The organism is Streptomyces sp. NPDC054849 (assembly GCF_053610945.1).
Genome location: NZ_JBSGZI010000002.1, coordinates 32,997 through 46,314 on the forward strand (window position 1 = coordinate 32,997; position 13,318 = coordinate 46,314).

A 13,318-nucleotide genomic window follows, 5' to 3' on the forward strand; every position below is an offset into this window, starting at 1 on the left:
TATCACACATCGAGCGAGCGGCGAAGCTCGCGGTGCAGGCGCACCAGGGCAGACTCGTGCTCCGCGATCAGGCGGCGCAGCTCGGCGACATCGCGGCGGACGCGCGGCTTGCGCACCTCCGGGGCCTGCTTGGCCTGCGCCTGCCGGATCTTGGCCCAGCGGTCGCCCTTGTCGAGCCAGAGGTACAGCGCGGTGCGGTTGACGTACCGCATACCGCCGAGCGATTCGACGTGCGGGAAGTCGGCGTGCCGCTGGTGCCAGTTGGTCACGGTGGCACGGGTGACGCCCAACTCGCGGGCGGCATCGGACAGACAGAGCGTGTCGCTCGCCTTGTCCAGGGATACGGGCATGGTTCCTCCGTGGAACGTAGGGGGTGCTCGGGTACGGGCACCCTTCGGACTGGCCGAAGGCCGGCCAGCCTGAAGGCGTGCCGGTACAGGGGCGGGGCGGCGACGTTGCGTACGTCCCGTTCTCCCCGCCCCGACCGGATGCGTGCGGTAGGTCGACAGAAGCCGTGGTGTGAACGTGTCCCCAGAGCGAGGCACGGCGGTACCTCCCCACATCGGGGAGTGACTCGCTCGTGTTCAGCGTCGGGCAGTGGTCAGAGTTTCGGCGTGCGCCTACCGGGCGCGGTTTCTGCGTATGGCTTATCGGTACTGCGGTACTGCGGTCCGTTCTTCGGAACGGGGTGGACTAGGCCCCGTGCCCGCCCCCTAGGGAGTGCCTTACCGCCATGGGGCCGACTGTCGGCCCTTTGGCTACCTCCCTTCCGTAGGGGCGGTAAGGCACTCCCTGGGGAGCGGGAAACGACCGTTCCTAGTTGGCTGCATGGGTGAAGCTAGGCATCCGGGGAGTCGACCCCATCGGTGCGCCCCTAAAGACGGGACGCCCCTTTGCTTCGCTTGCCATACGTATCCCGCCGCCATGACGCGCACGGGTGCCGCAAGGCTCCGTTTCCTGGTGAAGCTGGCTAGTCCGTTCGCCATCCGCCGCACGTAGTCGTCTACGCGCCCTAGGTCTCGACCCCTAGGAAGGCACCCCGGCTCCCATCCGGCCCGGCATCACTCCGGTGCGGAGTGCGTTACGGGCCGGGCCCGTATGTGTCGCGGCTGTGATTCGCGTTCATGTCCTGCCTCCCTTGCGTCCGTCCCGTCCGGCTCGGTGCCGGTCGGTGTGATGGGAGAACAAAAGCACGGGACAAGTTTGTCTGTCTATCCCATCGCAGCGAATCGGCCTGGATTCGGGCCGGATTCCTTGATCCACAACGCTCTGACCTGTACTGATACCCAGTGATGTGACGCCCGTCACACAACCCCTTGCGTGTCCGGTTCAACCCGTTGTGTCCCTCGACCGTTACCGAAACGAGACCGTTGGTTCTGTCCTGTCTTGTCCGGATTCGCGGGCCTGGTTGGTCTGTCTCTCACGTTGGGCCCGTTCCGGGCCGGTCCTGGCGTGCGTTTGCGCTGGTCAGAGCGGGTCTGTGCGCCGTTCTGCGGGCCGTTCTCTATGTGGTCGGCCCGTTCCCCCTATGTGTGCGCGCTGGCCGCTGTGCTGGCCGCTGGCCGCCCCCTGCCCGGCCCTTCGGTCTGAAGTCTTTGGCGTTGAACCCTTCGGCGGCGCGACTGTCCGCGTGCGCAAGCATCGGCGAACTGAAGTCTTTAGCTTCGAACGTAACGGGCGGGGTGGGGGAGGGCCCCTTACGCGCGAGTTTTTGGATCGCCGTGTGATAGCAGCCAAGATCGCGCCACGGTTTCAGGGTCGATCGGGGGTGCCGGCCACACGGCCCCGGAGCGCTGCATCGCAGGCCAGAGCTGGCGCAAGAGCGCCGCAGAGCGCTCCCCAGCGCTGCACAGAGTGGATGTATCACTGCGCCGTCGCGCGGCGCCAGGCCGTACAGCCGGACAGCTCTACACGGGCGGCTCCGCCGCCCCCAGCCTCGTCAGCCGGCACTGCTCAGTGCGCCCGGTAGGGCGCCACCGCGGCTTCGCCGCACTGAATCTTCTCGCCGTCGAGTCCAGCCCTGGACCGCCGCCGCGAGGCGGCGCAGTCGTCAGCCAACAGGCATGTGTAAGTGTGACAGGGGTCACCCAAGATGCTCCGCAAAAAACCAAGATCGTCTTCCGTATATATATATGTAAGCGTCAGTGGCTAGACGAACTAGCAGGCTGGAGGCCCTGTCGGGCCTCGCCAGATGCTTCCGACTGACGTAGTTCGGGCTTGGCAGTTAGGGCGCGGAGCGCCCACTGAACGCAGCCACGTACTCCTACAGACTGCCCCTCGGGTCGACAGCTTCGAGCAGCTACCTCTTCAGGTAGGACGTCGTCGAGGGGATCAGCTTCCACGGCCAGGAGGTGATCGCCTGCCTCAGTGGCGTGACTCGGACCGAAAGAGCCGGCTACCCCATGACTGGGACCGGATCAGGAGACGAGTCCTTCGGCGAGACGGCCATCAGTGCACCGCGCGAGACCAGTACGGCAAGCGGTGCGACGAGCTGGCCACGGACGTGGACCACATCATCGCTGGTGACGATCATCGAGAAGCCAACCTGAGATCGCTCTGCGGATGGCATCACCAGCGGAAGTCATCGCAAGAAGGGGCCGCGGCCAGCGCGCGAAAGCGGCGGCAGATCAGTAAGCGGTTCCGACGTGACGAGGCCCATCCGGGCTTCACGTAAGACCTGGCAGCTCCGAGTCCTCCCCCTGCTCGTAGAGCGCCAGCCGGCACCCCAGGGCCTCCTCTCCCTTGGTGCGTGCCTCGCCCCTCGGCTCGCTACCCCGAGGGGCTCGACTTCCCGCTACGGCGGGCTGAGGAGCGTTCGAGCGAGTGGTCGCGGCGCGGTCTCCAAAGCCGCAGCCAGCAGGTTCGACTCCTGCCGGGCGTGCTCACGATTCGTAGCTCAGTCGGTAGAGCGCGGGACTCATAACCCCGAGGTCGCAGGTTCGAGCCCTGCCGGATCGACATGGATATCTGGTCATGGCTCTGGGTCGGCTGGCTCGGAGCGTTCTGTGTCATCGAAGGAGTAGCCCTTGCCCGAGACGACCGAGGAGACACCCTCTCCGAGCACGTCTGGAAGTGGTTCGGCATCGGCCGAGCAGGAGAGCAGCGACCGGCGGCTACCGGTTCAGTGCGTGTGCGGCGGCTTGTTCTGCTCGCCTTCATGGCCTGGCTGTCCGCGCACTTCCTGACGGGCGGCCTGGTGTGACGCGCATCCTCTACTTCACCTCCCCCACGTGCCGGCCGTGCCGGGGCTTCGGCCCCGTGCTCCTGGCCGAGCTGGAGGCGCTCGGCATCGAGGCCGAGAAGATCGACGTCTCAACTGGAAGCGGCCTGGATACGGCCACCATCTACGACGTTGTGGCAGTGCCCACCGTCGTGATCGAGCGGGATGGCCAGGAGGTAAGGCGTTTCGGCGCACTCCTCGGTTCTGCACTACAGGACGCTCTCAGCGTGCTGCGTTGAAGGGAGGTGACCGGTGGGCGCTCGTGGCCCCGTCCCGAACCGTGAAGAAGACCTCGCGCGCCCCCGGTCGCGCAAGGGCACCGACCAGCAGTCGGTGACCAGAGGCGAGATGAAGCCGGTCAAGGTCCCCAACGCGGACCGCGACTGGCACCCCATCGCGCGCCGGCTGTGGGACTCGCTGAAGTCCTCCGGTCAGGCCGACTTCTACCAGAACAGCGACTGGGCGTTCGCGTACTCGCTGTGTGAAGACCTCTCCCACTACAAGAAGTCGGGCAAGAGGTCGGGGCAGATGCTCCAGACGATCTACTCGGCCTTCGAGCGACTCCTGGTCGCCGAGGGAGATAGGCGCCGCGTGCGCATCGAACTTCAGGAGCCCGAGCCGGACGAGACGCCGGCCGCAGTCCTGGCCATCGCCGACTACAAGAAGGATCTCGGGGTGGACTGATCTTCCCTGGGGGGTGCGCCATGGCCAAGCAGGCTGTCCTCACCCCCGAGGAGATCGACCTCCTGGAGCCCGAGTTCATCGGGCCCACCTGGCAGCGTGACGCCTTCGGGCGTTGGGTGCTGCCCCACAAGACCCTCGGCTGGCAGATCGCCGGCTGGTGCGCCGAGTGGCTCCGCTCCGAGGAGGGCGGCCCCTGGAAGTTCACCAGGGAGCAGCTCCGCTTCGTCCTCCACTGGTACGCCGTGGACGAGAACGGCCGGTTCACCGCCCGCAAGGGCGTGTTGCAGAGGATGAAGGGCTGGGGCAAGGACCCTCTGCTCGCCGTGCTGTGTCTCGTCGAGCTGTGTGGGCCGTCGCGCTTCTCTCACTGGGACGAGGCCGGCGAGCCGGTCGGCGTGGCCCACCCGCGTGCGTGGGTTCAGGTCACGGCCGTCAACCAGTCGCAGACCACGAACACCATGGCCCTGATCCCGTCGCTGATGAGCGACGAGTTCAAGGCGAAGTACAACATCAAGGATGGCGCGGTCCTGATCCGCGCCAACGGTGGCAAGTGCCGGCTCGAAGCCGTGACGTCGTCGTACCGCGCCCTGGAGGGCAAGCGGACCACGTTCGTCCTGCTCAACGAGACCCATCACTGGGTGCTCGGGAACGCCGGCCACAAGATGTACGAGACGATCGACGGCAACGCGACCAAGCAGGACTCGCGGTATCTCGCGATCACGAACGCTTACCTCCCCGGCGAAGACTCTGTCGCCGAGCGGATGCGGGAAGCCTTCGAGAAGATCCGCGAGGGCAAGGCCATCGACATCGGCTTCCTCTACGACTCGATCGAGGCGCACCCGAAGACTCCGCTGACGCCCGAGGCGCTACGGATCGTGCTGCCGAAGATCCGCGGTGACGCGGTCTGGCTGGTCGCCGAGACGATCATCCAGTCGGTTCTCGACACGACGATCTCGGCCTCGCGGTCGCGGCGTATGTGGCTGAACCAGATCGTCGCCGAGGAAGACGCCCTGTACGGGCCCGAGCAGCTCGCCGACATCCTGCACGAGGGCGCCACGCTCCAGCCGGGCGACGAGATCGTCATGGGCTTCGACGGCGGCAAGACGGACGACGCGACCGCGCTGGTCGCGATCCGGATCAAGGACATGTGCGCCTTCGTCCTGGGCCTGTGGGAGAAGCCGGACGGTCCTCGCGGTGAGGGCTGGTCGGTACCTCGGGCCGAGGTCGACTCAGCTGTCCATGACGCCTTCCGCGTGCACAACGTGCGGGCGTTCTACGCCGACGTGGCTCTGTGGGAGTCGTACATCTCCGAGTGGTCGGAGATGTACGGCGAGGGCCTGGGTGTGAAGTCGCCGGCCTCGAAGGACGCGATCGGCTGGGACATGCGCTCCTCGCTGAAGTCTTCGACGATGGCGCACGAGCGCCTGATGCGCTCGATCTTCGACCGCAAGCTCCGCTACGACGGGGACCTCGCACTGCGCCGGCACACGCTGAACGCCAGGCGCCGGACCAACAACTACGGCATCTCCTTCGGCAAGGAGTCGCGCGAGTCGCCCCGCAAGGTCGACGCGTACGCGGCCCTGATGCTCGCGCACGAGGCGCTTTACGACCTGCGCGCCCGCGGCAAGAAGGTCCGGCCTCGTTCCGGCCGGGGCTACTTCATGTAGACGTGTGATAGACAGACAGGAAGGTGGTGAGGCATGGCCGACACCAGCCCAGCATCGCTGGCGAAGGAACTCCTCGCCATCCTCGATCGCGACGAGAGCCGACTCCAGCGGATCGACAACTACGTGCACGGCAAGCACGACGACCCGTACATGCCGCCCCAGGCGGACGACGAGTACAAGCTGCTCGCGAAGCGGGCGGTGTCCAACTGGATGCCTCTGCTGATCGGGACACCCGCGCAGGCGCTGTACGTGGACGGCTTCCGCCCCGGCGAGGGCGAGTCGGACCTGCCTGCCGCGCCGGCCTCCAGCTCGGTCGAGTGGTCGCACTGGCAGCGCTCGCGTCTGGACGCGCGCCAGGCCGCCATCTACCGGGGCGCTCTGGCGTACGGGCACAGCTTCGTGCTGACCGAGAAGACCAAGAAGGGCGTCATCTCCAAGGGCCTGTCGGCCAAGAAGACGGCGGCCCTGTACGAGGACCCCGCGAACGACGAGACGCCGCACGCGGCGTTGACGATCACGGCCTGGGCGAAGCCCGACGTGCCGGGCAGGGCCCGTATGTGGGACGGCAAGCGCGAGTACGCGGTGTCGTTCAAGTCGCTGACGGACCCGGACGGCATCCGCGTGGTGGCCGGCAAGGCGCACGGCGCGAGCGAGTGTCCGGTGACCCGGTTCGCCGCGTCCGTCGACCTGGAGGGTCGCACGGTCGGCGTCGTCGAGCCGATGGTGCCGCTCCAGAACCGCATCAACCAGACGATCTTCGACCTGCTGGTGGCGCAGACGTACACCTCGCACGAGGTGCGTTACGCGACGGGCATGGCTCCTCCGCTGAAGCGGAACCCGGAGACGGGCGACCTGGTCCTCGACGAGCAGGGCAACCCGATCCCTCTGCCGATCAACCACAACGCGCGCCGGTTCCTCTTCGCCGAGGACCCCGACGTGAAGTTCGGCAGCCTGCCGGCCGGGCCGATCAGTTCGCTGATCGACTCGGTGGACATGTCGATTAGGCACTGGGCAGCGATCTCGCAGACCCCGCCTCATCACATGCTGGGGCAGATCGCCAACCTCTCCGCGGAGGCCCTCCTGGCGGCTGAGACCGCGCTCGCACGGAAGATCACCGAGTTCCGCTCCATCTTCGGCGAGTCGTGGGAGAGGGTCTTCCGCCTGGCGGCCGAGCTGGAGGGCAACGCCTCGTCCGCTGACGACTTCCACGGCGAAGTGCAGTGGCGGGACATGGAGTCGCGCAGCCTCGCGCAGGCCGCTGACGCTCTCGGCAAGCTGGCCGAGCAGCTCGGCATCCCCAAGAGGGGCCTGTGGAAGCGCGTGCCTGGCGTGACCCAGTCGGAGTACGAGGACTGGCTGGACATGGCCGAGGACGACGACTCCGTGGGGCAGCTCGCTTCCGCGCTGACGCGGGCCACCCCGTCCGTGACGTCCGTACCGCCGGCGCCTGAATCCGAGGTGCTCGCCGCGTGACGACCCCAACCAAACAGGCTGAGGCTGACCAGGCGTCCGTCGCCTTCCAGGTGGCGCTCACCCAGATCGGGGCGGGCACCGTCGAGGAGGCGTTGAAGCTGTGGCAGGCAGTCCCCGCTACCGCGAGGGCTGCCACGTCCACGGCGTGGCTGCGCAAGGCCATCACGCTGGTGATGTCCCGGCGCCGCATGAGCCGGGACCTTGCCCGCGCTTACTACCGTCTGGCCCGCGCTCTGCGCACGGGCACAACGGTGGCTGATCCGTACCATCCGGAGCCTACGTACGTGACTCTGGATACCTTGCGGCGCGAGTTCGCCGCGCTGGTCGGAGATGCCGAGGACGGCTCCCTGGAGGAGCGTTCGGACTCGGCTTCTCCTGCTCCCAACCCCTCCTCGCCGGCCGCGAGCGGCGCGCCCGTGGAAGCCGGCGAGGAAGGTCAGGACGACTCGGCCCAGGAGGTCGAGGACGACCCGAACGACGACCAGATCCTGGTCGAGGAGCTGCCCGGCCTACGTGAGGACGAGGAGCGGATCGAGCGCGAGGCGGAGGACGAGGCGAGGACCATCCTCGATCTCCTCGGCCCGGCCAACCTGGAGCGCAAGACCTCAGCGATCGACGAGAGCAAGCCCGCGACGGACGTCGACAAGGCCCGCGACCAAGCCCACCAAGAGGCGGGCGCCAGGCAGGCCGCGGCGGCTGCGCGGATCGTGAACAACGGTGGTCGCTCTGCGGTGTGGAACCACATGAGCAAGGACCGTCGAGTCCTCGGCTACATCAGACTTTCGCGTACCGGCACCCCTTGCGGGTGGTGCGCGATGCTCATCTCTCGTGGCGCTGTCTACCGGTCGCAGAAGAAGGCCGGCCCGTCCCTCGCCGACCTGGAGTCCGGCAACTACGCGGACGGCGACAAATTCCACGACAACTGCAACTGCTACGCCGAGCCGATCTTCTCGCGCGGGCAGTACGGCAGCTCGGACCTTTACGAGCTGAACCGCCGGTACGAGGCGCTGTGGCCGAAGGTCACACGCGGCCTGTCCGGCAAGGCGGCTGTGTCCGCCTGGCGCCGGTTCATCCGGCAAGAACAGAAGGCCGCAGCCCAGGAGGCGCGGCAGACATCCCCGAGCGTCCAGGAGGCGTGAGCGTGCCCGAGCAGGAAACCCCCAGCACCGAGACCGAGCAGACCGTTGAGACGCCCCCGGAGGGCGAGGCCCCCAAGGGCGACGAGACGGAGCAGAAGCCGGACGACAAGCCGACCGAAGAGGTGCCGGCCGAGGTGCTCCGCAAGGAGCTGACCGACGTCCGCGCCGAGGCGGCGAACTACCGCGTGAAGCTGCGTGAGGTCGAGGCGAAGTTCGCCAACGCCAAGACGCCCGAGGAGTTCGAGTCCGCGGTGGCTGAGCTGAAGGCGCAGAACGAAGCGCTGGAGCGGCAGATCCTGCTCAACAGCGTGGCAGCCAAGTACGAGCTGCCCGAGGCCCTGGCCAAGCGCCTTACCGGCGCGACGCCCGAGGAGCTGGAGGCCGACGCGCAGGAGCTTCAGAAGCTCATCGCATCGCCGGCCCCCGAGTCCCTCGGCGGAGGTCTGACGCCGCCTGACGGCAACGACGACTTCGACCCGGTCAAGGCCGCTCGTGCCGCGCGCAGGCGCGGTTACTGAGCACCCTCCTTTCTTCTGGCCCAGGTGTGTTAGTGAGACCAACATGCCGAGCCTCCCCTTTCCTACCGACAGGAGAACCATCCCGTGGCCTACACGCCGCACGACGTCATCAAGCCGGAGAAGCTCGCCGCAACCGCGGCCGTCGCTCTCGAAGAGTCCCTCGTCGTCCCTGCCGTCTTCCAGCGCGAGGGCGTCGACCAGTTCAAGGGCGCCAAGGGCGACGCCATCAACGTCAAGGTCGAAGGCGTCCTGCCGTTCCGTACGTACGGGTGGCGGAACGATCGCAGCACCGAGATCCAGTTCGACACCTACAGCGAGAAGACGGTGCAGGTGACCTTCGGTGGGGACATCTACTCCGCCGTGCAGCTCACCGACGAGCAGGAAGCGTTCGACCTCAACGGCTGGGCGAAGCTCATGGCCAAGCAGACCGAGGCGGTCGGCAAGGGCCTGGAGTACCAGGCCGTCGATTACCTGCTCGACGCCCCGTACGAGATCACCCTGGCCGGCTCGAAGTCCGGCCGTGACCTGCGAGGCACCCTGATCCGCGCCCGCGAGGTCATGAACAAGCTCCGGGTGCCGGCCGAGCAGCGCACCCTCCTGGTCGGTTCCGGCTGGGAGACCGCGCTCCTCTCGGACGACAAGCTCAACCTCGCCTCCAACGTGGGCGACGCCGAGGCTGTCTCCGCGCTGAAGGAGGCCACCATCGGCCGCCGGTTCGGCTTCAACATCGTCGTCTCGAACGAGCTGCCCGCTGACTTCGCCGTCGCGATGGTCGGCTCCGCGTTCATCTTCGCGACCGGTGCCCCGTCCGTCCCGCAGTCCGTCCCGTTCGGTGCTGCCGCGTCCTACAACGGTGTGGCGCTGCGCTGGATTCGCGACTACGACGCGACCCGCATGACGGATCGCAGCATCGTGAACACCTACAAGGGCTTCCGCATCGTTCAGGACACCCTGATCGGCCGCGACGCCAACACCCGCCAGGCGTTCGTCTCCGAGCACGAGCACTTCGTCCGCGCGATCAAGCTCGACCTCGACGCGACCGCTGACGTCCTGCCGGACCCGGACGGCCCGGACGAGAAGGCCCAGGAGCTGGCTGCGATCACCGGCATCGCGGGCCCGGCTGACGGCGCTTCCGTCTAATCCAGTCACTGAGCAGGGCCGGGTGTGATAGTGAGACATCGCGCCCGGCCCTTCTCGCCCCGACGAGTAAGGAGATCCCGTGGCCTATGCCACCCTCGATGACCTGAAGGGGCGACTGGACTGGACGCTCGACGCTGACGAGGAGCGCATCGCGACGTCGGCCCTGGAGGACGCCTCGGACCTGGCCGCCCACTACGGGCGCGACTGGCCGGACGCCTCCGCGCCCCGCATGGTGCGCACCCTCGTGCTCAAGGCGTGCAAGCGGTACATGTCCAACCCGGACGGCTACACCCAGTCCCGCGCGGGCGACGAGACCCTGGGCTGGAACGACGCGGCCGGCGAAAACGCAGGCACCGTCTACTTCACCGACGAGGAGACTCGACTCCTCGCCTCCCTGGCCGGCCGCTCGGCTGCCCCCCTGTACTCGGCGGACGTCGTCGCCTGGCGGACCGTCCTTCGCCCCGTCTCCGCCGGCCTCGTGCCGACCGAGCACGGCAAGGACTTCCCCCTGTTCGCTGACGAGGGGGAACCCTGGTGAGCAGCCTTCAGCGCAGGCGCGGCGTACCAGCGAAGGTCTGGAAGACGGTCGAGCACATCGACAGTCGAGGCAACAAGGTGCTTGTGGCCGACCCGGCGGGCCCGATCGAAGTGCGCTGTGCGCTCATCCCGCAGCGCTCGGCTCGGGCCGAAGTCCCCGGTCAGCAGCAGATCAACATCACCCGCATGGTCGTCGATGCCGACCTGCCCGACGTGACCCTGTGGTCCCGCGTCGAGGTGCTCGGCTCCCAGTGGGACATCGTCACGCCGCCGGCCTACCACCACGGCACCCGCAAGACCCGGCACTGGTCGATCGACATCCGGGAGCGGCCGTGAAGATCGACTGGGACGAGTCGGTCGAGGGCCTGAAGTTGGAGGAGTACCTGGCCCTGATGGATGGGGTGCAGGGCGAGGTCGAGTTCACCCAGTTCGAGATTCGCGTCCGGGCCGAGGAGAACCTTCAGCGGGTCAAGCAGGACCGCAAGTCGCGCGCCGCGGTCAGCAACACCAGCATCCAGACCGAGCGCGGCCGGGTCGACCGGTACGTGGTCCTCCAGGACATCGCCACCGACGAGCAGGCAGGCAAGGCCAACTCGGCGCTCTCGATCGAGCTGGGCCGCGGTGCCTACGACGTGACCTTGCTGAACCCCGAGGGCGAGACCGTCAACGAGTACACGGTCGGCGCCATGAACGGCCTCTACATCCTCACCGACGCCGCCAACCTCCCCCGCTCGCGCAAGGGCGGCTCGAAGGTCAGGCGCCACGTCAAGATCCGCCAGAAGAAGGGGGGTGCCCGTCGTGGCCGGTCTTCCCGCCGAGATTAAGGCGCTGGCCGAACTCTCCCCTGTTGAGGATCTTCTCCTCGCGGTGCTCCGCGAGGGCCTCCCCGGCATCGCCGTGAACTCCCTGATCGCCAGGGACCAGAGCTTCCCTCTCGTACTCGTCCGCCGTGACCCGAGCTTCGGCACCTGGACCGGCGACGCCCGCTTCACCGACTCGGCGCGCATCTCGGTCCAGTCCTTCTGCGAGGACCCGGACGGCGACGCTGACGCGGCGATCCTCGCCGAGGCGGTTCGCGTGGTCCTTCGCGACGCCTGGCTGAACCAGAAGGTCTACGCCGGTCGCGGCCACCTGACCCGAGTGGACATGGCCTCAGCCCCTCGACGGGCTACCGACTGGGCGACTGCGACCGGACCCGTGCAGTACGCCGACCTCCCGACCGGAGTGTGGCGCTACGAGACGCAGTACGACGTCGAGATCCGTAAGCCACGCGCCCGTCCCTTCCCCATCCCGAACACCCAGCCCTAGGTGTGATAGTGAAACACACCTGGGGTAAGTAAGGAGACCCCTCGTGGCACTGAACGACGCCGCAACCCTCGTCATCGGCAGTGGTAACTACCTCACGGCTCCCACCGGGACCGAGATGCCGGCCGACCTCCTGGCCCCGCTGTCCCCCTGGGAGGCCGTAGGCCACACCAGCCTGGAGGAGATCTTCTCGATCACCTCCGAGGGCGGCGAGGCCACCACCATCGGCTCGCTCCAGAACAAGTCCCTCCGGACGAAGTACAGCACTCGTTCGGAGACGATGAGCTTCACGTTGCAGCAGTTCGACGTGGACGGCCTGAAGCTCTACTACGGCTCGAACGCCCAGGTTCTGCCGGACGGCACGGTCGGCGTCCCGGTCGACCCCACGCCGACCACCTGCGCCTTCCTCGCGGTCTTCGTCGATGGCGAGTCGCACTTCGCCTTCTACGCCCCGAAGGCCGAGATCTACCGCAGCGACGACCTGTCCTTCGGTGACACCGAGTCGCTCGCCGGCCTGCCCCTCGGCGTGAAGCCGATGCCGCACGGCGCCAACGCCTGGTCCTACGCGATCACCCCGCTCGGCGGCACGGTCGCCACGGGCGCCACCGCCGGCTCGCCCGGTTCCTTCACCCCGACCGGCTCGGTCGCCCCCTACCAGCTCACCGACATGAGCACCGTGACGGCCAGCCCGGCGACCGCCTGGACCACCGGCCAGCACGTCGTCCTCGGCGACGGCTCGAAGACGCACTGGGACGGCGACTCCTGGAACGCCGGCCAGGTCGTCTGACCCAGCAACTCCCCCAGCGCGTAAGTGGTGCGGACCTCCTTACGCGCTGGGGGCCTCCCCGCGGAGGCCCTTCCCGATGGTCCGCTCCCCCGTTCTCCCCCGACCCTTGGAGGTCCGCACCTCATGGCTACTTTCTCCCTCGACGACATCCGCGCCGCCGCCGACGCGAAGTACGGCTCGACCGACATCCAGGTTGACGACAAGACCACCGTCATCCTGCGCAACCCGCTGCGACTGGCGAAGGCCGAGCGCGACGAGCTGGCGTCCCTCCAGGACAAGCTCGACAAGGACTCCGACCTGGACCAGGGCGACGTCCTGGCGGACGCGATCCGCCTGGTAGCGAAGGACAAGAAGGTCGCCGAGAAGCTGATCGAGCAGGTCAGCGGCGACCTCGCGCTCCTGGCCCAGATCTTCGAGACCTACAGCAAGGGCACGCAGGCGGGGGAAGCCTAAGCCTCGCGCACCTGATCGACGAGTACGGCGAAGGGCTCTACCCCGACCTCCTCTTCCACTACGGGATCAACCTCGTGGACGTGGTGGAAGGTCGGGGGCCCTCGCCGGCCCTCGTCCACCTCTTGGTGCGGAGGCTGCCCGACACCTCTCTGACCATGGCCCTCGCGTCGGGCGGCAGGGAGCACTTCGGCTGGGGCACGGACCGCCACATGGCAGCCGACCTCTATGACGCGCTCAACCAAAACACCCGAGCGAGCGGCCAGTGGGGCAAGAAGGGCGCTCCGAAGATCCCCGAGTACCCCCGACCCAAGGTCAAGAAGAAGCCCCGCAAGGGCGAGAAGAAGCGCCGCCTCACCGTGGCGGAGATCTACAAGCAGTTCAGCGCCCGGAGGTAG

Annotated in this window: 16 protein-coding genes and 1 tRNA gene; 16 read left to right on the forward strand and 1 reads right to left on the reverse strand. The window is 67.6% G+C overall.

Annotation, left to right across the window (positions count from 1 at the left end):
• Positions 1-2: 2 nt before the first annotated feature.
• Entirely contained in the window at positions 3-350 is a 348-nt protein-coding gene (locus tag ACWGIF_RS01430; protein ID WP_453489269.1) for a hypothetical protein, read from the reverse strand.
• A gap of 2,535 nt (positions 351-2,885) precedes the next feature.
• On the opposite strand from ACWGIF_RS01430, the gene ACWGIF_RS01435 reads away from it, so the two are divergent.
• The 16 genes from ACWGIF_RS01435 to ACWGIF_RS01510 all read left to right on the forward strand — a co-directional run bounded on the left by ACWGIF_RS01435 (position 2,886) and on the right by ACWGIF_RS01510 (position 13,318).
• Positions 2,886-2,958, forward strand: a tRNA-Met gene (locus tag ACWGIF_RS01435).
• Position 2,959: 1 nt separating this feature from the next.
• Positions 2,960-3,202 carry a hypothetical protein gene (locus ACWGIF_RS01440; protein WP_453489272.1) on the forward strand — a complete coding sequence of 81 codons (243 nt, stop codon included), beginning with the start codon at positions 2,960-2,962 and terminating at the stop codon, positions 3,200-3,202.
• Positions 3,199-3,459, forward strand: a complete 261-nt coding sequence (locus tag ACWGIF_RS01445) for a thioredoxin family protein (RefSeq protein ID WP_453489275.1) — start codon at positions 3,199-3,201, stop codon at positions 3,457-3,459. The genes ACWGIF_RS01440 and ACWGIF_RS01445 overlap by 4 nt, the downstream gene beginning before the upstream one ends.
• Positions 3,460-3,472: 13 nt before the next feature.
• Positions 3,473-3,904 (forward strand): phage terminase small subunit, encoded by a 432-nt coding sequence (locus ACWGIF_RS01450; protein ID WP_453489278.1) that lies wholly within the window; start codon positions 3,473-3,475, stop codon positions 3,902-3,904.
• 20 nt (positions 3,905-3,924) lie between these two features.
• Positions 3,925-5,571 carry a terminase gene (locus ACWGIF_RS01455; RefSeq protein WP_453489281.1) on the forward strand — a complete coding sequence of 549 codons (1,647 nt, stop codon included), beginning with the start codon at positions 3,925-3,927 and terminating at the stop codon, positions 5,569-5,571.
• Positions 5,572-5,604: 33 nt separating this feature from the next.
• The gene (locus ACWGIF_RS01460; protein ID WP_453489283.1) at positions 5,605-7,044 is read left to right on the forward strand and encodes a phage portal protein; all 1,440 of its coding nucleotides are present in this window, start codon (positions 5,605-5,607) and stop codon (positions 7,042-7,044) included.
• Complete coding sequence (locus ACWGIF_RS01465) at positions 7,041-8,183, forward strand: VG15 protein (RefSeq protein ID WP_453489286.1); 1,143 nt, start codon at positions 7,041-7,043, stop codon at positions 8,181-8,183. Before ACWGIF_RS01460 ends, ACWGIF_RS01465 begins: the two co-directional genes overlap by 4 nt.
• Positions 8,184-8,185: 2 nt before the next feature.
• A complete protein-coding gene (locus tag ACWGIF_RS01470; RefSeq protein ID WP_453489289.1) occupies positions 8,186-8,701 on the forward strand; it encodes a hypothetical protein in 516 nt (171 codons plus the stop codon).
• A gap of 84 nt (positions 8,702-8,785) precedes the next feature.
• A complete protein-coding gene (locus tag ACWGIF_RS01475; protein WP_453489292.1) occupies positions 8,786-9,841 on the forward strand; it encodes a hypothetical protein in 1,056 nt (351 codons plus the stop codon).
• 79 nt (positions 9,842-9,920) lie between these two features.
• Positions 9,921-10,379, forward strand: a complete 459-nt coding sequence (locus ACWGIF_RS01480) for a hypothetical protein (RefSeq protein WP_453489295.1) — start codon at positions 9,921-9,923, stop codon at positions 10,377-10,379.
• Complete coding sequence (locus tag ACWGIF_RS01485; protein ID WP_453489298.1) at positions 10,376-10,714, forward strand: phage head-tail adapter protein; 339 nt, start codon at positions 10,376-10,378, stop codon at positions 10,712-10,714. The genes ACWGIF_RS01480 and ACWGIF_RS01485 overlap by 4 nt, the downstream gene beginning before the upstream one ends.
• Complete coding sequence (locus ACWGIF_RS01490) at positions 10,711-11,202, forward strand: hypothetical protein (RefSeq protein ID WP_453489301.1); 492 nt, start codon at positions 10,711-10,713, stop codon at positions 11,200-11,202. Before ACWGIF_RS01485 ends, ACWGIF_RS01490 begins: the two co-directional genes overlap by 4 nt.
• Entirely contained in the window at positions 11,177-11,686 is a 510-nt protein-coding gene (locus tag ACWGIF_RS01495; RefSeq protein ID WP_453489303.1) for a hypothetical protein, read from the forward strand. The genes ACWGIF_RS01490 and ACWGIF_RS01495 overlap by 26 nt, the downstream gene beginning before the upstream one ends.
• A gap of 43 nt (positions 11,687-11,729) precedes the next feature.
• Positions 11,730-12,470: a phage tail tube protein gene (locus tag ACWGIF_RS01500; RefSeq protein WP_453489306.1), complete on the forward strand. Its 741-nt coding sequence runs from the start codon at positions 11,730-11,732 to the stop codon at positions 12,468-12,470.
• A 123-nt stretch (positions 12,471-12,593) separates the two neighbouring features.
• A complete protein-coding gene (locus ACWGIF_RS01505; protein ID WP_453489309.1) occupies positions 12,594-12,923 on the forward strand; it encodes a phage tail assembly protein in 330 nt (109 codons plus the stop codon).
• Positions 12,924-13,003: 80 nt separating this feature from the next.
• Positions 13,004-13,318, forward strand: a complete 315-nt coding sequence (locus tag ACWGIF_RS01510) for a hypothetical protein (RefSeq protein WP_453489312.1) — start codon at positions 13,004-13,006, stop codon at positions 13,316-13,318.

Excerpts from the sequence above, each read along its gene's own strand:
- ACWGIF_RS01430 (WP_453489269.1), bottom strand. The coding sequence starts at position 350 with ATGCCCGTATCCCTGGACAAGGCGAGCGACACGCTCTGTCTGTCCGAT.
- ACWGIF_RS01440 (WP_453489272.1), top strand. The coding sequence starts at position 2,960 with ATGGATATCTGGTCATGGCTCTGGGTCGGCTGGCTCGGAGCGTTCTGT.
- ACWGIF_RS01455 (WP_453489281.1), top strand. The coding sequence starts at position 3,925 with ATGGCCAAGCAGGCTGTCCTCACCCCCGAGGAGATCGACCTCCTGGAG.
- ACWGIF_RS01460 (WP_453489283.1), top strand. The coding sequence starts at position 5,605 with ATGGCCGACACCAGCCCAGCATCGCTGGCGAAGGAACTCCTCGCCATC.
- ACWGIF_RS01505 (WP_453489309.1), top strand. The coding sequence starts at position 12,594 with ATGGCTACTTTCTCCCTCGACGACATCCGCGCCGCCGCCGACGCGAAG.